16 protein-coding genes are annotated in these 17,380 nt (G+C 70.3%); 5 read left to right on the forward strand and 11 right to left on the reverse strand.

Annotated features, from left to right (window positions below; all coding sequences use genetic code 11):
• Nucleotides 1-4: 4 nt before the first annotated feature.
• From D7X12_RS09620 to D7X12_RS09635, 3 genes are all read right to left on the reverse strand, one after another.
• Nucleotides 5-628, reverse strand: coding sequence for a GNAT family N-acetyltransferase (locus tag D7X12_RS09620; protein ID WP_120624967.1), 624 nt, complete (start codon nt 626-628; stop codon nt 5-7).
• A gap of 573 nt (nt 629-1,201) precedes the next feature.
• Nucleotides 1,202-1,666, reverse strand: a complete 465-nt coding sequence (locus D7X12_RS09630; RefSeq protein ID WP_120624969.1) for a fibril protein — start codon at nt 1,664-1,666, stop codon at nt 1,202-1,204.
• Between the two features lie 158 nt (nt 1,667-1,824).
• Nucleotides 1,825-2,604, reverse strand: coding sequence for an iron-containing redox enzyme family protein (locus tag D7X12_RS09635; RefSeq protein WP_244224455.1), 780 nt, complete (start codon nt 2,602-2,604; stop codon nt 1,825-1,827).
• Between the two features lie 199 nt (nt 2,605-2,803).
• On the opposite strand from D7X12_RS09635, the gene D7X12_RS09640 reads away from it, so the two are divergent.
• Nucleotides 2,804-3,745 carry a dimethylarginine dimethylaminohydrolase family protein gene (locus tag D7X12_RS09640; protein WP_120624970.1) on the forward strand — a complete coding sequence of 314 codons (942 nt, stop codon included), beginning with the start codon at nt 2,804-2,806 and terminating at the stop codon, nt 3,743-3,745.
• A gap of 77 nt (nt 3,746-3,822) precedes the next feature.
• Here D7X12_RS09640 and D7X12_RS09645 read toward each other — a convergent pair whose 3' ends face one another.
• Nucleotides 3,823-4,575, reverse strand: coding sequence for a sterol desaturase family protein (locus D7X12_RS09645; protein WP_120624983.1), 753 nt, complete (start codon nt 4,573-4,575; stop codon nt 3,823-3,825).
• Nucleotides 4,576-4,927: 352 nt separating this feature from the next.
• On the opposite strand from D7X12_RS09645, the gene D7X12_RS09650 reads away from it, so the two are divergent.
• On the forward strand, nt 4,928-5,269 hold the full coding sequence (locus D7X12_RS09650) for a hypothetical protein (RefSeq protein ID WP_244224456.1): 342 nt from the start codon (nt 4,928-4,930) through the stop codon (nt 5,267-5,269).
• Nucleotides 5,270-5,307: 38 nt separating this feature from the next.
• Here the strand turns inward: D7X12_RS09650 and D7X12_RS09655 are convergent, their stop codons facing one another.
• The 3 genes from D7X12_RS09655 to D7X12_RS09665 all read right to left on the reverse strand — a co-directional run bounded on the left by D7X12_RS09655 (nt 5,308) and on the right by D7X12_RS09665 (nt 10,897).
• Nucleotides 5,308-6,408 (reverse strand): hypothetical protein, encoded by a 1,101-nt coding sequence (locus D7X12_RS09655; RefSeq protein WP_120624971.1) that lies wholly within the window; start codon nt 6,406-6,408, stop codon nt 5,308-5,310.
• A gap of 28 nt (nt 6,409-6,436) precedes the next feature.
• Nucleotides 6,437-7,921 carry a vWA domain-containing protein gene (locus tag D7X12_RS09660; protein ID WP_120624972.1) on the reverse strand — a complete coding sequence of 495 codons (1,485 nt, stop codon included), beginning with the start codon at nt 7,919-7,921 and terminating at the stop codon, nt 6,437-6,439.
• A 129-nt stretch (nt 7,922-8,050) separates the two neighbouring features.
• On the reverse strand, nt 8,051-10,897 hold the full coding sequence (locus D7X12_RS09665) for a PAS domain S-box protein (protein ID WP_120624973.1): 2,847 nt from the start codon (nt 10,895-10,897) through the stop codon (nt 8,051-8,053).
• A 315-nt stretch (nt 10,898-11,212) separates the two neighbouring features.
• On the opposite strand from D7X12_RS09665, the gene D7X12_RS09670 reads away from it, so the two are divergent.
• Nucleotides 11,213-12,913, forward strand: coding sequence for a GAF domain-containing sensor histidine kinase (locus D7X12_RS09670; protein ID WP_244224457.1), 1,701 nt, complete (start codon nt 11,213-11,215; stop codon nt 12,911-12,913).
• 26 nt (nt 12,914-12,939) lie between these two features.
• On the opposite strand, the gene D7X12_RS09675 is transcribed toward D7X12_RS09670, so the two are convergent.
• Nucleotides 12,940-13,455, reverse strand: coding sequence for a GreA/GreB family elongation factor (locus D7X12_RS09675; RefSeq protein WP_120624975.1), 516 nt, complete (start codon nt 13,453-13,455; stop codon nt 12,940-12,942).
• An 88-nt stretch (nt 13,456-13,543) separates the two neighbouring features.
• Here D7X12_RS09675 and D7X12_RS09680 point away from each other — a divergent pair, with 88 nt between their 5' ends.
• Both D7X12_RS09680 and D7X12_RS09685 read left to right on the forward strand, forming a co-directional pair.
• The gene (locus D7X12_RS09680; protein ID WP_120624976.1) at nt 13,544-13,825 is read left to right on the forward strand and encodes a rhodanese-like domain-containing protein; all 282 of its coding nucleotides are present in this window, start codon (nt 13,544-13,546) and stop codon (nt 13,823-13,825) included.
• Nucleotides 13,826-13,835: 10 nt separating this feature from the next.
• Nucleotides 13,836-14,732, forward strand: a complete 897-nt coding sequence (locus D7X12_RS09685; RefSeq protein WP_208718907.1) for a DMT family transporter — start codon at nt 13,836-13,838, stop codon at nt 14,730-14,732.
• Nucleotides 14,733-14,769: 37 nt separating this feature from the next.
• Here D7X12_RS09685 and D7X12_RS09690 read toward each other — a convergent pair whose 3' ends face one another.
• From D7X12_RS09690 to D7X12_RS09700, 3 genes are all read right to left on the reverse strand, one after another.
• On the reverse strand, nt 14,770-15,702 hold the full coding sequence (locus D7X12_RS09690) for an alpha/beta fold hydrolase (RefSeq protein ID WP_120624978.1): 933 nt from the start codon (nt 15,700-15,702) through the stop codon (nt 14,770-14,772).
• Nucleotides 15,703-15,836: 134 nt separating this feature from the next.
• Nucleotides 15,837-16,409: a class I SAM-dependent methyltransferase gene (locus tag D7X12_RS09695; protein WP_120624979.1), complete on the reverse strand. Its 573-nt coding sequence runs from the start codon at nt 16,407-16,409 to the stop codon at nt 15,837-15,839.
• A 39-nt stretch (nt 16,410-16,448) separates the two neighbouring features.
• Nucleotides 16,449-17,252, reverse strand: coding sequence for a prolipoprotein diacylglyceryl transferase (locus D7X12_RS09700; protein WP_120624985.1), 804 nt, complete (start codon nt 17,250-17,252; stop codon nt 16,449-16,451).
• Nucleotides 17,253-17,380 lie beyond the last annotated feature (128 nt).

Raw genomic sequence — 17,380 nt, forward strand, 5'->3', positions numbered from 1 at the left:
GATCCTACTTCCTCTCGGCAAATGCGATAGCTTGTTCGGGAGTGGTTTCGAAGTAGCGGAGATTTAGATAGTTCAGGTCATTGCCAAGATCCGTCATCTTGACCGTGTTTCGATAGAAGTCCTCTGACTGTGGCAAGGAGTGCAGGCCAATGCGCCCCTTGAATTCTTCTTCAAAGCTCCTGTTGATGGCAATCGCAGTCAGCACTGAGCCGATTCCGCTAAAAAGGGGACCTCGAAAAGGAGGGGCTCTGTTCCACGGTGCGGTCTCAAGATATTCAACGTAAACAATCGGTTTTCCGGATTGAGATGCGTGTCGGGCCGACTTGGTGAGGTCAAGATGCATCAATCCCTGTAGTTGTCCCTCCGCTCGAAGTGAGAATGTCTCTTGTCCAAGCAGCCCTTCGGTGGCCCGGACTTTGTTTATCCAATTCCAATGAAAGCTCTGTGGCCAGTTCTTGGAGGGGACTCCTTGGGAGCCAAGTTTTTGGATTACCTCGTTTACTTCCGGTTGCCAGGTTTTTTGCCAGTCAAGGAGATCTGTGTCTTGAATTGATTGGTGGACTTCTGCGGCGATGATGGCTCCAGTCGTATTTTTTTTGATGTGCATTGTCTGTGGTTGGTCGGTCATAGGAGCATCAACTCTGCCTTGTCTTTTGTTCTTTCGTTTTCGAAGTAAATCTTCTCGCCGCGCTCTGCGCGTACGTCAATCATTTGGAGAAGTCTTAATGCCTGCCTGATTACGCCCGTCTTGCTAATGTCCTTTCTGGTGGCCAATGTCTCCAGTACATCCATTTCTAGGTCGCTAAGGTTCAACGTCATGGTTCTTTTGCTAGTCATGGAACCTCCGTTCAGTGTCGTAAGGTAGCGAAATATGGGCCCAAAAGTCAAGGTCTGGTGGCCATTTGATGGCCACCAAGCTTCGCTGGTTGCATGGGTTGAGGCTACCTTGCAGAGGGCAGGTCCTTCGGTGTCTAGGTGGGTAGGCAGGCATGGCAAGGGGCTGACGTCTCTTGACGGCTCAGGCCGGCAGAATTGCGCTTTGGTTGGGACGGGTGAGCAACCTGACGGATTGTCTCCAGTCGCGCGTACCGGGCCTACCCAGGCCCGATTCATGCGGCTGCCTACTCTCTTGAGTGGCAACGGAGGTTGAGGCAGGGCTTATTTCGCGACGTCTCGGAACTTGGTCCCAAGGGGCGTTTGCTCACAGCTCGATGATGTCCGGCTCCGCGCCCGCCGGCGTGCCCTTCGAGTCCGGCCCGCCCTCCAGTACGAAGCCCCAGGGCGCGTACACGGAGCCTCCGGTGTACGCGTCCACGTAGAGCACCACGGGCGTATCCAGGCCTTCGTACGTCACCTCGAAGATGGCCAGCTTGCCCTGCGTGGTGCCCCGGCCATCCACCGGGGTGAACTCGCAGCAGTCCCCCATCCGGCGCCACGCCACGGCCTGCCCCTGCGGTCCTCGCAACAGCTTGAAGTACGCGTGGACGCCCTTGTCGCCCCAGCCCACGCGCACGGGGTTCTCCGGCCGGGTGCCGTAGGTCAGCGGATCCGGCCGCGTCGGTGTCAGGGGCTGGGTGCGGCGCATCACGTCCTCGAACGACGTGCCCGGGGAAGCACACGCCGTCAGGGCCAGCACCCCGGCACAGGCGAATCGGAACAGGGACATCGGGACCTCCAGACGGCTCTCGAACGCCCCCAAGCTGGCGCTGCCCCCGCGCCGCGCGCATCCCCTGCCCACGCCCTGGCGGCCCCCGCCGTCCTCTGGCGGACGCAGCCCCCAGGCCAGCGCACACGCGCAAGGTCCCGGGGGACAGGTCCGCGGCTTCAGCTGAGGGACTTCAGCTCCAGGCCCAGCTCGCGGCGGTAGCGCTCGAAGCACTTCGCGCCCGCGGACAGTCGCAACAGCGCCCCTTCCGCCAGGGGCCTCGCGCACGCGGGGTTCGCGGCCACCAAGGGACGCAGCACCTCGCGGTTCCACGTCTCCGAGTGCTTCACGTCCAGCGTGGAGTGCACCGCGTAGTAGCGCCGCACCCGCATGTCGAACCCCAGCCGCTTCAGGCCCTCGTTGACGCACGCGGTGCGGCCCGGCGCCGTCTCCTCGACGATGCCCAGCGCACCCACCGCCAGGTACGTGTAGCGGCGGTTGAAGGCGAATGCGCAGAGCAGGTTCGCCAGCGCGTGCGCTTCCCACACCGTGTCCTCGTCGGTGGGCTTCAGCCCCAGCTTCGCCGCCATCTCCGCGAGCATCGGCCCGTGCATCGCGTCCTCGCGCCCGCGGCCCATCTCGTCCCAGTAGTTGCGCGCCAGCTCCAGCTTCGCCTGCGTGGGCAGCTGCAACTGCGTCAGCGCCACCAGGTCGTCGAAGCCCGCCTCGCCCGCGACCTCCTGCGTGAGGAACCAACGCATCTGTTCCAACGACGCCTGCGTCGCGAGCCACGGAAACAACGGGTCCTGCTGCCCCGGCCCCGTCTCCTTCAGGTCCTCGAACCACGCGATGAAACCGTCCGCGTCCTCGGGTGCCTCGGCGGCCCAGGCCGCCATGCGCTGTCGCTCGGCCTCCACATATTCGCCTTCGAGCAGGCGCAACTGTGTCTCCGCCTGCACGTCTGCCCGCCAGCCCCCCGTGGGAAAGCCCGGCGCCAGTCTCGAATGATTGAAGCGCAACAGGGTCCGATGCAGCCGTTCAGCCAGGCGTGCGTCCTCCGTTCCTACTTCCCCTGCCACCTCGCCAAGCCCGCCCATGGTGCGCACCCTCTCTACATGTCTGGGAAGGCAGGAGTGCCTTCCGACCACATGTATGGGGATGACCTTGAACACCGGCCACTTCGCCCCTGCCACCTTCGCCGTGAGTCAGGTGCGCTGCGAAAAGGACCACGTCCGCTCCCGCGACTGCGCGTATCAGGTCGCGTGGAACATCAATCCGCACATGAAGGTCGGTGCCGTCGCGTGGCGCCGCGCCTGTAGCCAGCACCGGGAGCTGTTGCGCGTCCTGCGCGAGGCGGGCGCGAGCTGCTTCGAGCTGCCCTTCGTCCACGGCGCGTATGACTCCGTGTTCGCCAAGGACAACGCGGTGCTCGTGGCCCAGGACGGAGAGCTGCGCGCGCTGCTCGCCACCATGCGCCACGGACAACGCCGGGGGGAGCAACGCGCCCGGGCCCGGTGGTTGGCCGCGCGCGGCTTCGACGTCATCGAGCCGCCGCGCGTGCACATCGAAGGTGGGGACGTGGCGATGCTGCCCGCGGGACGGGGCGCGCTCCTGGGGTATGGCCAGCGCTCCACGCAGCGGGCCGCGGGCGTGCTGGAGGCCTTCCTCGACGCGCCCGTCACGCCGCTGGAGCTGTGCGACCCGTACCTCTACCACCTGGACACCGCGCTCACCGTCCTGTCCGACGGCACCGCGCTGGTGTGTCCGGAGGCCTTCACGCCGGAGTCGCTGCACACGCTGTCGCGCACGGAGGGCATAGGGCAGGTGGTGCCCATCGCGCGGGATGACGCGCTCGCGTTCGGCCTCAACCTGGTGGAGGTGGGCAACACCGTCATCATCGGCGCGCGCGTGCCCCGCGTGGAGGCCGTGCTGCGCGGACTGGGCCGGCGCCCCGTCAGCGTGCGGTTGGATCAATTCCACCTGGCCGGGGGCAGCGCGGCGTGTCTCGTCGCGCGCGTGCACTCCCTGCCGCCCATGGCCGCCCAGCGCTTCCGCGAGGAGCAGGAGCAGGAGTCGATGATGGCGTCGCTCTCCGCGTGAGGCCGGCGCCCTGAAACAGAAGACCTCCCCGGCGACGTGCGCGCGGGGAGGTCCGGGTGAAGCAGGCAGAGGCGGGGCTACGACTGTTCGCTGGTGCTGGCTTCCGGAGCGTTCAGTCCCTCGGCCTGCCAGAAGCGGCGCGGGTGTCCGTCACCGCGCGTGCCGCCGGAGAGCTTGTCCACCCAGGGGTACTTCTGGGCCTCCTCGGCGGTGTAGCCCAGGTTGAAGACGGTGGGGCTCTTGGGCTTGTCCGCGGCCTTCTCGTACAGCGTGCCGAACACGCGGTCCCAGAAGTAGTTCGTGATGCCGAAGTTGCCCGTCTCGTTGTGGAAGTGGTGGGACATGTGCAGCCGCTTGATGTCCTTGAGGAACTTGAACTGCGGCGCGTAGTTCAGGTGCTGGATGCAGTGGCAGAACTCGTAGAAGCACGTCGTCACCATGCCCCAGCCCAGCGCCGCGGCCGCACCGGAGCGCCCGCCAATGAGGTAGCCAATGGGCGTGAGCACCAGCGCGATGGTGGGCAGCGTGGTGTGCAGCGCGCCGAAGAGGACGCGCAGGTCGTGCGGGTCCTGGTGGTGGTCGAAGTGGATGCGCTTCCACGTCACCGCCGTCGCGGCGGACTTGTAGAGGAAGCGGCCGTGCAGGATGTACCGGTGGATGAGGTACCAGCCGAACGGGTAGGCCACCGTCGCCACCACCACCGCCGCCGCCATGCGCACCGGGTTTTCGAACCACTTCACCGACAGCACGATGCAGGTGATGCCGATGAGGATGTAGGCAACGACGGCGTAGTACGTGAAGAACGAATAGACCAGGTCGCGCAGCGACATCCGGTCGAGGTTGTGCTTCCGGTTCAGGAAAGAGACCGCCACGGTATCCCCTCACTAGAGGTTGCCACCGCGAGACCCCTGCCGTCGGAGCACGCGGGACAAGAAGGCTCGCTCGCATCCCGGCCCTTTGGACGATGCGGCGGTGCCTGAGCTAGCAGGCTGGAAGGCCCCTGGCTCAGGAACGGCGAGGCCCCTCTTAGCGTTTTCCTGGCGACATTGAGAAGCCCTCCTGTTGGAGCAGCCCCGGATTGTCCGCCTGCAAGGACTGCGTCCGACCCGGGGTCGGGCTTCCCTGGTGGAACCACACACCCCACCTTTCCGCCCAAGGCGAGAGATCGCACGAGGGGGCCTCATGGCGCGCAAGGTACAGGGACACGAGGGTAGTGAGACCGCAACGGACCGTCCGGCCCGGCGCAAGACGGCCACCCGGAAGAAGGCGGAGGCCGCCCCGGCCACCGCGGGCCGTCTGGAGCTGCGCCGGGACATCGCGGAGTACCGGGCCGCCGCCGAGGCCCAGGCCGACCGCGTGCGCGAGCGCATCAACGCCGCGCTGGAGGTGAGCCGCAGGACTCGCGAGGAGATTGAAGAGCGCATCGCGAGCGAGCTGCACGCGCCCCGCGTCCCGGCGAAGACGGCCCCCCGGAAGGCAGCGCCCGCGCGCAAGCGCACGACCACCGCCCACGCGACGAAGTGACGCGAGGCCCGCCCTGAAGGGCAGGGCGACCGTCGGGCCTAGGAGTGGACCCCGGGAGCGCGCACCTGCGGGGGCAGCGCCTCCGGGCTGGACGACTCCAGGTCCAGGGCGGAGAGCTTGTCGGCCAGGGCCAGGGCCCGGTCGCCCCCGTCCAGCGGGGACGCCGCCCGGGCCCCGATGAAGCACACCCGGGCGCGCTCCAGCAGGGCCACCTGGGCGTGGAGCTGGGCGTGCAGCCGCTCGCGGCGACGTGACAGCGCGTCCAGGTGGTTGAGCTCCTCGCCCAGGGAGGCGGCGGCGCGCTCCAGCTGACGCCGGGCCACGCCGTCCTGGGCGTCCGCGGCGCGCTTGCGCAGCTCCTGCACCTGCGAATCCACGCTGCCCTGGGACGCGGCGGAGAGCTGACCCTCCAGCACCGTGTGGGACTCGGCCAGGCCGAAGGCGTCCTGGGCCAGCTTCGCGAGCACGCGCTCCAGCTTCACGCGGCCCTCGCCCGTGGCCAGCTTGCGCGCCTCCGCCTGGCTCTGGCGGTACAGCCCGAGCGCCCGCGTCACCAGCCCGCGCACCTCGCCGGTGAGGGTGGCCTCCAGGCGCATGCCCCGGGCGGCCACCGCGTCCAGGTCGATGGCCAGGTTCACCGGCAGCGTGCCGATGCTCCAGAACAGCGCCACCACCGCGTAGTCCACCAGCAGCGGGAAGTAGCCCTGGCCCGGGAGGAAGCGCGCGTGGATCACCGTGTACACGTACATCCCCAGCGCCGTGGTGACCGCGGCCGCCCCGGCGCTCAGCCCCACCTGGGTGGACGTGCCCACGTGGTCGCGCCCATGGCCGCGCCACGCCAGCAGCCCCGCGGCGATGGCGCCCGCCACCGCGTGCCGCAGGGGGGACGGCAGGCCCAGGACGTAGGGCAGGGCGGGCAGCAGCACCACCGCCGCGCGCATCAGGGCGCTGTACGCGGGCTGCGGCTTCAGCGCGGTGACGGCCGCCGCCGCCAGCGCGAAGTAGCCGGGCTCCACCGGGACGTGCAGCACCTGCCGCGCCACGCCGGCCACCAGCGCCATGGCGCCCGCCCCCACGAGCGCGCACAGGCAGCGCGACTCGAAGTCCTCCCGGCGGATGAGTTGGATGGAGAGCGACATGGCGCACCGTCCCGAGCGGCTTGAACGACTAGTAGGAGTTGCTCTGCCCGAAGCTCTTCATCGTCTTCTTCTTGAGGTCGAGCATCTCACGCCGTACCTCCGCCTCGCTGTGGGCATTCCCGTAGGCTGCCTGGGTCGCGTCCACATCCGCAAGCTCCCCCGCGAGCGCCGACGCCGAGCTGCCAAAGAGGCGACGCGCGTTGCCGAGCAGATCGAGGGCTCCCTGACGGTTGCCGCTCTTCATCTGCTCCGCGGCCGCATGCAACTGCTGCGTACCCAACGCGCGGATGGCGTGCACCCGCACGTCCCGGTCCAGGTTCGCGTGGACCACCTGCGCGTCGGGCGTCACCTTCGCGTCCAGGGACAGCAGCACCCGCGACGGCAGGTCGGCCGTCACGTCGATGTACGACAGGTTCGCGGCCAGGACGTTCATCTGGGACGCGGTGTCGGGGGCGACCAGCGTCACCTTCGCCACCACGCGCGCGGACTGGCCGCCGGTCAGGTCGTACAGGGGCACGCGCACGGTGCTGCCCTCGCGCGTGGACGTCAGGCCCATCACCTCCACGCTGCTCACACCGGGCGGCAGCGTCAGCACCAGGTTCACGTCGCGCGCCACGGTGCTGGCGGCCTGCTCCAGCTCGCGCGTGAAGATGGAGGCCAGCTGCGCCGAATCGCTGACGAACCCGGAGAAGCCGCCGCCGCGCTCGGCCATGCCGCGCATCAGCACGTCGTTGAAGCCCTCGCCCACGCCCAGCGAGCTCACGGTGATGCCCTGCTCGCGCAGCTTGCCCACCTCGGAGAAGAGGCCCGTCTCGGACACCACGCCTTCGGTGGGCTGGCCGTCGCTCAGGAGGATGGCGCGCGTCACCCGGTACTGCTTCGTGTACGGGATCAACGCCACTCCGGCCGCCTGGAGCCCGCCGCTGATGTTCGTGGAGCCATCCACCTCGATGGCGGCGATGGCCTTGAGCAGCTCCGCGCGCGTCTGTTCGGTGATCTCCACGCTGGGCAGCGTCTTCACGTCGGAGCCGTAGTGCACGAGCGCCAGCCGGTCTCCCACGCGCAGCTGGTTCACCAGCGCCTCCGCGGCGCGCTTCGCGTCCACCAGCTTGCTGCCCATCATGGAGCCGGAGCGGTCCACCACCAGCGCCAGGTTCACCGGCACGCGCTGCGGGTTCTCCGGGGCGCGCGCCGACACCTCGAACCACGCGAAGGCCTCACCGGGCCCCGTCTTCACGTACGCGCCGGACAGCTTGCCGGTCAGCTCCACCATGCCCGGCTTGCCGGACCCCGGCGTGCCCACGCCCACGGGCAGCACCGTGGTGATGGGCGCTTCACCCGGCTGCACCACCGTGTGGCTCTGGTCCACCGCGGACGGCGGCGCGGCGCGCGGCTGATGGACGAAGGGCGGGTGTTCGGAGCGGGTGGCGAAGAGGGCGTGGATGCCGTCGAGCGCGAGCGCGCCCACGACGAGCAGGCCAGCGATGGACAGCAGCAGGGTGGTGCGGTTCATGGGCGGCGTACCTCGGGCTGGAGCGAGCGGACGAGCACACGCTCGCAGACGCGCCCGCCCCGGGCATCGGTCAGCGGGAGGAGGGTCCTCCCGATGACCGATGGGTCCCGCGCGCTGCATGCACCCGCGTCAGGGGACGTCCTGCGGACCGTGGCGCACCAGCGCCTCCACGGCGCCGCGCACGCGCGCTTCGTCGAAGGGCTTCTCCAGCACCGGGTTGGGGATCTGCGACAGGAACTCGCGCGCCCCCACGGTGAAGGCGCCGCCGGACACGAAGATGAAGCGGCGCTCCATCCCCGGGTGCGCGCGCCGCGTGGCCTCGTACACGTCCCGGCCGGCGAGGTCCGGCATCATCACGTCGCACAGCACCGCGTCGAAGCCCGGCGTCTGGCCCATGCGCTCCAGGGCCTGCCGCCCGCTGGTGGCCACCTCCACGTCATGGCCCCGCAGGAGCCGCTGCAGCACGCGGCCCACCGCGGGCTCGTCGTCCACCACCAGCACCCGGCCTCGCGGCGTCACGGGCGCGTCGGGCGTGGTGGCCGCGGAGGGGCGTGACGTGGAGGCGGCCACGGGCGCGGGCAGGAGCACGCGGAAGGCGCTCCCCTTGCCCACGGTGCTGTCCACGGAGATGTCGCCGCCCATGCCGCTGATGATGCCGTGGCAGATGGACAGCCCCAGGCCGGTGCCCACGCCCACGGGCTTGGTGGTGAAGAACGGATCGAAGATGCGGCCCAGCACCTCCGGCGGGATGCCGCTGCCCGTGTCGCGCACCTCCACCACCACGCGTCCGCCCTCCATGCGCGTCGTCAGCACCACCTCGTGGTCGTGCGCGGAGCCCTCCGGGATGGCCTGCGCCGCGTTCACCACCAGGTTGAGGAACACCTGGCACAGCCGGCCCTCGTTGGCCATCACCTGCGGCACCGTGCCGTAGTCCCGGCGCAGCCGCGCGCGGTGGCGGATCTCGTTCGCGGCCATCATCACCACCGAGTCCAGCACCGCGTGCAGGTCCACCGGCGTCATGCGCTCTTCATCCGGCCGGGAGAACGTCTTCAACTGGCGGACGATCTGCCGCACGCGCTCGGCGCCCTCGCACGCCTCGCCCAGCACCTCCTGCCACTCGGCCACGTCCGGCGGGCGCACCCCGCGCCCGGCGCTGGGCTGCAGGTGGTGGCGGAACTCGTCCGACAGGAAGCCCAGGTTGGAGACCACGAAGGCCAGCGGGTTGTTGATTTCATGCGCGATGCCCGCCGCCAGCGTGCCCACCGACGCCAGCCGGTCCGCCAGCGTCAGCCGCGCCTGCAACTGGCGCTGCTCCGTCACGTCGCGTGCGATGGACACCACCGCCGGCTGCCCGTCGAAGCGCAGGGGCAGCGACGCCAGCTCCACCACGCGCGTGCGTCCGTCGCGCAGCACCAGCCGACGCTCGCTGGTGAGCGGCGCCGCGTTCGTGCCCGCGGGCGTGGGGCCCGTGCCCGGCACGTCCGACAGGAACTCCGACAGCCGGCGCCCCACCAGCTCCTCCGCGCTCTGGAAGCCCAGCGTCGTGACGAGCACCGCGTTCGCGTAGACGATGTGGCCGTCGCGCTCGATGGCCGCCGCGTCCGGGAAGCCCTCCATCAGCGCGCGCAGGCTGGCTTCGGAGCGCTTCAGGGCCTCCTCCACCTGGCGCCGCTCGGTGATGTCGCGCGCCAGCCCCTCCACCGCCACGACCTTCCCGTGCGTGTCCGTCACCGGAGCCACCACGTGCTCCAGCCACAGGGTGCGCCCGTCGGGGTGCAGGAAGCGCAGCACCACCGGCACGCCGTCCGACGTGCGGGGCGACTCCAGCAACTGCTCCAGCGCGGGCCGGTCCTCCGGGTGTACCTGGCGGTACCAGAGCTCCGGATCCGCGTAGTGCGCCTCCGGGCCCAGGCCCAGCTTCGCGTGCACCACGCGGCTGACGTACGCGAAGCCGCGCGGCGGCGCGCACCGGTAGAGGTACAGCACGTCGGACGCGTTCTCCGCGAGCTGGCGGAAGCGGTGCTCGTGCTCGCGCAGCGCGCGCTCCGACTCGCGCCGCTCCAGCGACACGGAGATGGCGCCGCTGGCCGCGGACAGCAGGTCCACCTCCAGCCGGTCCCACTCGCGCGCCTCGTAGCAGTTGTCGAATCCCACGAAGCCCACCAGCCGGCCCTGCACGCGCAGGGGCAGCACCAGCAGCGACAGCACGCCCTGTGGATCCAACAGCGCCCGCTCGAACGCGGGGAACGTCGCCACGCGCCCGGCGACGACCTCGCCCCGCTCCAGCAGGGGGACCCACCGCTCCAGGTCCGGCCGCATGGGCAATTCCTGGAGCAGCGGGTTGTTGATCTCCGCCGTCACCCCGGGGCCGCACCACTCGGCGCGCTGGCTGCACACGAGCGCGCCCTGCGCGTTGGTGAGCGTCTCGAAGACGTAGACGCGGCTGGCGCCCGACGCCTGCCCCAGCGGCGCCAGCGCGGGCCCGTACAGGTCCCCACCCTCGGGCACCGACAGCAGGCGCTGCTGCATGTCCACCAGCGCCGTGAGGTAGCGCTCACGCCGGGCGAGCGCATCGTTCGCCCGCTTGCGCTCGGTGATGTCATTGAGCGAGCCCGCCATGCCAATGAGCGTGCCGTCCTCGTCCTGCGTCACCCGGGCGAAGACCTCCACCCACCGGAAGCCTCCGTCGCGCGTGAGGTAGCGCACCTCGTGCTGGACGAACTCGCGCTCGCCCGTGATCAGCGACTGGCACACCTCCAGCGTGCGCGCATGGTCGTCCACGTGGATGAAGTCAAACGCCGACCGGCCCAGGCTCTCCTCCACGGAGAAGCCGGTGACCTCGGTCCACGCCGGATTGAGGAAGACCCACGTCCGCTCCAGGTCGGTCTGGAAGACGACCTCCTGGAGCGTGTCGATGACTTGCCGGAAGCGGCGCTCATTGGGGGTGCCGTCAGGCCGGGTGAACGGCATCTGCATGCGGGAGACTTTCGCGATGGAAGAACTTCGCCGTGCGAATGGAACGATACAAAGGGCGGACGTGAAGGGGGCGAACGATGAGAGTCGAACGATTGAGGATCGCCGCCATGCAGGCAAGGGGCCTTGCGGGAAGAGCGGGATGACGGGAAGCATTCCCTGTGCTTGATGGTGATGGGGCGGACCTGCGGGCTGCCTTCCTTCCCGGGAGGCGGAGATGACACCATGATGCGTGCGGAAAGCCCCAGCATGTCTTTCGGCGCCATGCCTTCAGCGCACCGCTCGGATCCTTCCCTGGATTCCCCGCAGGCTTCTGCGGTGGCTTCCCTGAAAGACGGGGACGCCCCGCCTCTATCCTCGCGCGTCATGGACGCGGAGGGTTGGGCCCTCGTCGAACACTCGGGACGCGTCGTTGCTTTCAACGCGCAGGCCTCCGTCCATTTCGGCATTCCGGCGCCCACCACCGTGGAGCACGGCCGCCTGCCCGGGTGTGAGTGGTTGCGGAGCGACGGCACGCCGTTGCCCTCCCACGAGGCCCCCCTCGCGCGGGCCCTGGCGGGCGAGCAGGTAGACACGGCGGAGTGGACGGTGCTGCGGCCGGACGGGATGCGCGTCCGGCTCCAGGGCACGGCGACGCCCGTGAAGGGCGGGGACGGGCGGGTCGCGGCGGCGGTCCTGCGCACCCGGGCCGTCGAGGCCCTGCCTGCTCCCCTGCTGGATGCGTCGCGGCTGCTCGCGGAGGCCGGGGCCCTGTTGGGCACGTCGGTGGACGCGGAGGCGCAGCTGGAGCCGCTGCTCAAGCTGCTCGTCCCCACGCTGGGGGACGGGGCGCTGCTCATCCTGATGTCGCCGGATGCGGACGTGAGCGTGGCGGCGTCCCTGCACGTGGACGCGGGCAGGCACGCGCTGTTGCGCGAGCTGCTGTCGCGCTACCCGCCGGATCCCACCCTGCCGGGCGGGCTGTCACACGTGTTCGTCACCGGGGCGGTGGCGCGCCTGTGCGTGATGTCCGACGAGCACGTGACGCTCACGGCGCGGGACGCGGAGCACGCGCGAATGATGCGGGAGGTGGGCCCGCACGGGTGCCTGAGCGTGCCCCTGGCCGCGCGCGGCAACGTGCTGGGCGCGCTGATTCTGCTGCGTGCGAACGTGCTGCACGCCTTCGACGCGGAGGAGGAGCGCGTCCTGGCGGAGCTGGCCCACCGCACCGCGCTCTACCTGGAGAACGCGCGGCTCTTGAAGGAGGCGCGCGAGGCGGTGCGCCAGCGCGACGAGTTCCTGGGCATCGCGAGCCACGAGCTGAAGACGCCGCTCACGCCGCTGAGCCTCAAGGTGCAGCTGCTGCAGAAGCAGGTGACGGTGCTGGCGCGCGAGGGCAAGCCCGTGCCCACCGAGCGCGTGTCGGAGACGCTGGAGGTGGTGCAGCGCCAGGTGCGCCGGCTGTCGCGGCTGGTGGACAACCTGCTGGACGTGTCGCGCATCAGCGCGGGCCGGCTGCGGCTGGAGGTGGAGGAGCTGGACCTGGCGAGCGTGGCGGCTGAAATCCTCTACCGCTTCGCCCCGGCCGCGCAGCAGCAGGGCACGGAGCTTGAGCTGCACGCCCCGGTGCCGGTGGTGGGCCGGTGGGATCGGCTGCGGCTGGAGCAGGTGGTGACGAACCTCCTGTCCAACGCGCTCAAGTACGGCGCGGGCCACCCGGTGGTGCTGTCCGTGGACGCGCGCGGCACGGTGGCGCGCCTCACCGTGAAGGACCACGGCATCGGCATCGCGCCGGAGGACCTGGCGCGCATCTTCGAGCGCTTCGAGCGCGCGGTGAGCGACCGGCACTACGGCGGCCTGGGCCTGGGCCTCTACATCACCCGCCAGATTGTCGAAGCGTTCGGCGGTACGGTGCTGGCCCAGAGCGAGCCCGGTCAGGGCTCCACGTTCACCCTGGAGCTGCCCCGGGGCGACATCCCGGAGGAGTGGCTCACGGCGCACGCGGCGCCGGGCCCCACCAGCGAATCCGAAGGGGGCTGAGGCGTCACCGAAGTCTCACCGGAGCCTCAGGCGACCTCCAGCACCGTCCACTCCCGCACCTCGCCCGCGAGCGTCACCTCCACGGTGTCCCCGGCGCGGCGGCCCAGCAGGGCGCGGCCCACGGGGGAGCTGGGGGTGATGACGGACAGGAAGCCGTCGCCACCGGGGCCGGTGAGTTCGGTGCCCGCGCCCGCGGGGAGGACGAAGAAGGTGCGCTCGGCGAAGCCGTCCTCGTCCTCGGTGCTGACGTCCACGAGGGCGCCCAGGCCCACGGGCCCCTGGCGCGGGAAGCGCGGCAGGTCCTTGGCGCCGAAGGCGGTGAGCGCCTGGAGCTCCTCCTGCAGGCGGCGCGCGCGCTGGGCCTGGCCGGTGGCGAGGCTGCCGTACTCGATGGCGGCGCGGCCGTCCTCCTTCTTCTCGGACTCGGTGGCGAGGCTGCGGGCGGCCTCGCGGGCGTCGGCTTCCGCGCGGTGGGCCAGCCGGTCGCTCTGCTGGAGGCGCTCGGCCAGTTGGTGGAGCAGGGTGTGCTTGTCGAGTGGCATGGCGGTCGTTACAGGACTGTAGCGTCCGGTGGAGCGGCCTCCAGTTTTCGGCCCGGCCGGGGCGGGGGCTTGGGGTTACGATGGCCACATGACGCCTCAGGAACGCTCTCAGAAGGCCCACGAACTCGTCGCCAAGGGCGCGGTGCTGCTGGACGTGCGCACGCCGGAGGAGTTCCAGCAGGGACACCCCGACGCCGCCCGCAACATCCCCGTGCAGGTGCTGGCCCAGCGCCTCTCGGAGGTGGGCCCCGTCGGCACGCCCGTGGTGGTGTACTGCGCCGCCGGAGGCCGCAGCGCGGTGGCCGCGGAGCTCTTGCGCAAGGGCGGCTTCCCGGAGGTGTTCGACCTCCAGTCCGTGAAGAACTGGTAGGCGCTCGCTGTTGTCCCGCTTCCGCACCGTCGGCTTCCTGCTCGTCATCGTGTCCGGCGCCTCGTTTGGCGCGCTGGGACTGTTCGCGCGTCTGGCCTTCGCGTCGGGCGCGGACATGCCCACGCTGCTGTTCCTGCGCTTCACGCTGGCGGGGCTGGTGCTCACGGGCGTGATGCTCGCGCGCCGGCAGGCGTGGCCCCGGGGCCGGGTGCTGCTGGGCCTGGTGGCGCTGGGCGCGCTGGGCTACTTCGCGGAAGGCAGCGCCTACTTCCTCGCGCTCCAGCACGCCTCCGCGGGGCTGGTGGCGCTGCTGCTGTACCTCTTCCCCGCGCTGGTGGCGCTGCTCCAGGTGGCGCTGGGCCGCGAGCACCTGAGCCGCACCCGCTGGTTCGCCGTGGGGCTGGCGCTCGTCGGCACGGGGCTCACGGTGGATCCCGGGCCGGACGCGGAGCTGCTGGGCATTGCCCTGGGCGTGCTGTCCGCCGTCATCTACGCGCTCTACGTGCTGGCCAGCGCGCGCGTGGTGGGCCCGGCGGGGCCGCTCGCGGCGAGCACCGTCGTCCCGCTGTCGGCGGGGGTCGCCTTCGGGGCCCTGATGCTGGTGAACGGTCCGTCCCTCCCCCAGACGCCGCTGGGCTGGGGCGCGGTGGCGGGGCTGACGCTGCTGTCCACGGTGGTGGCGGTGCTCACGTTCTTCGCGGGGCTCCAGCGCATCGGTCCGGTGAACACGTCGCTGCTGTCCACGCTGGAGCCGGTGATGGCGGTGGTGCTGGGCGCGCTCTTCCTGGGCGAGCGGCTGTCGCTCCGTCAGGGCGCGGGCGGCCTGCTCATCCTGGTGGCGGTGGTGGTGCTGGCGCGCTCGGAGCCGGCCCGCCCGGACCCCGTGTCCCAGGCGGCCAGCCCCTGACGCCGCGAGCGGCCGCTGACTCCAGGCGCTCCAGGCGCTACAGGCGCTGCAGGAACCGGTGCACGTCCTTCACGAAGCGCTGCGGGCGCTCCGCGTGCGGGGCGTGGCCCGTGTCCGGGTAGAGCAGGTAGGTGGCGTTCGGGATGGCGCTGGCGAGCGCCTGCTGTTCGGCCACGGAGAAGAAGCCGTCCTGGTCCCCGCCGATGATGAGCGTGGGCACGCGGATCTCCCCCAGCCGCGCGGAGTGGTCCTCCGCGATGAGCCCGTCCAGCGCGTCCTGCCACACGCGCGCGGGCACCTTGGAGCTCTCCGCCACCAGGGTGTCCAGGTAGGACGCGGGCACGGGCTGGTAGAAGGTGCTGGCCTGGAACTCGTAGATGAACTGCGGATCCACCGGGTCGCTCAGCGTGTCCACGAAGGACTTGAGCCCCAGCGCCACCTCGTTGCCCGCGACCGTGGGCGCAGAACCCACCAGCACCAGCGCCTTCACGCGGCGGGGCGCGTCCAACGCCACCTGCTGCGCGATGAAGCTGCCCATCGAGTGGCCCACGAGGACGGCCTTCGACACGTGCATCGCGTCGAGGAAGGCCACCACGTCCCGGGCGAACGCCTGCTGCGTGTAGCAGCACGCCGGGCGGGACGAGTCCCCGTGGCCGCGCTGATCCAACGCGTAGAGGTGGAAGTCGCGCGGGAAGCGCGGCAGGTTCAAATCCCACGTGTGGTGCGAGTCGCTGTAGCCGTGCAGGAAGACGACGACGGGCCCGTCCTGGCGACCCTGCTCCACGTAGCGGAGCGTGACGCCGGTGGACAGCCGCACGGCACCCTCGCGGGGACGGGCGCCACCCTGGCGGTCGGCCTCCTGCAGCGCGGCGGGGGAACTCGTGAGGTCGGGCGAAGCGCCCGTGTCGGACTCAGGTCCACAGCCAGCGAGCAGCAGCAGCGCGAGGAGGGTGGGGAGGGAACGCGTCATTCGTCAGGGCCTTTGGGAAGAGGACGCGGCGGGTCGGCCCGCCGTCGTGCCCCCCATCCTAAAGTGACCTCTGACATCCTGACCTGAAACCTGATGCAGTGGGTTGTGTCCTACCCGCCAAGGTCCGGCTGGACTCAGGGCCGCCGGGCGAAGATGAACTCGCCCACGCCGCCCAGGCGCTGCTCGCGCCGGACGACATGGAAGCCCGCCGTCTCCACCAGGCGGAACGTGTCCCGGTTGAGCCGGCAGCCGCCGAAGAGCTTGCGCCACGCGGGCGTGAGCAGGTCCTGCGCGGTGGCGAGCACCCTGCCAGGGGCCCGCACATGCTCCAGCAGGCGCAGCTCGCCGCCCGGCTTGAGCACCCGCCTCACCTCCGCGAGCGCGGTGGCCGGCGCGTCCACGCAGCAGAACACCAGGCTGGAGACGACCGCGTCGAACGACGCGTCCGCGAACGGCAGCGCCTGCGCGTCCGCCTGGAGCAGCGCCACGCCGGTGCGCCGTTGCCGGGCGCGCGTCAGCACCTCCAGGTCCACGTCCACCGCCGTCACCGAGCTGACGCTGTCCGGGTAGCCCGGCAGCGCCAGCCCCGTGCCCGCGCCCACCTCCAGCACGCGGCCGGAGAGCCCCTCCACCAGCTGCCGCCGGGCGGTGTTGAGCCCCACCCATCCCAGCGGCGCCATCACCGCGTCATACGCCAGTGCCTTCATACGCACCCCCCGTTCAAACCCACTGCGAGACGCCCGAGCCTAGCGCGCGGTCTCCACCCGCCCCTGCGACGGCGGGGGCTTCTGGGCGGACGTGCTGGGCGCCTGCTTGCGCAAGAGCCCCCACAGGCCGTACGCCACCAGCATCAGGCAGCCGTACTGCGCCGGCGTCAGGCCGAAGTAGCGCGCGTCCACGTACGACAGGTCCGTGGCCCGGAGGAAGTCCAGGAAGAAGCGGGACACCGCGTACAGCAGGGCCAAAAGCGGCAACAGCCGCCCCTTCATCTTCGGAGAATCGCGCAGCGCGTACAGCAGGCCGGTGATGCTGAAGAGCACGATGGCGTCGTAGAAGCCCAGGTCGTGCCGGTTGCCGTTGGGGAACTGCACCGCGAGGAAGAAGTCGGTCAGCCGCCCCGGGTGGTCGTGCACCGCGAAGCACCCCAGCCGCGCCACCGCCCATGCGGGCGCCACCCCCAGCGCGAAGCTGTCCGCGTAGTCGTTGAAGCGCAGCTTCCGTATCCGGAAGAACACCACCGCCGCGATGATGCCGCCCAGCAGTCCACCGAAGGACGACAGGCCGTCCCAGAACTTGAAGATCTGGAACGGGCTCTTGGACAGCTCCTCCGGGTGGTAGAAGAACAGGTGCACCCAGTGGCCGAAGAGCATGCCGGCGGCCACCCCCCACATGGCGTAGTCCGCCAGCGGGTTGGGGTCCAGGCGCTCGCGCTCGGCCTGCTTCGTCAGCAGTCGCGCGCCCAGCAGGATGCCCGCCGCCACGAAGACGTTGAAGGGGTTCAACTCCAGGGGCCCCAGCTTGAACGACGGGGCGTGCCAATAGGGAATCAAGAGGGCTCCAGGCTCCAGGAAGGCCAGGCCCGCTTCCAGGGGATGCGAAGGCGGGACGAACGCGAACAATCGGCGCAACCGAGGCTTCCCTCCAACTCTTTTGTCCTGCTCCCACGCCTCCCCGGGAG

The organism is Corallococcus sicarius, from assembly GCF_003611735.1.
Taxonomy (GTDB): Bacteria; Myxococcota; Myxococcia; order Myxococcales; family Myxococcaceae; genus Corallococcus; species Corallococcus sicarius.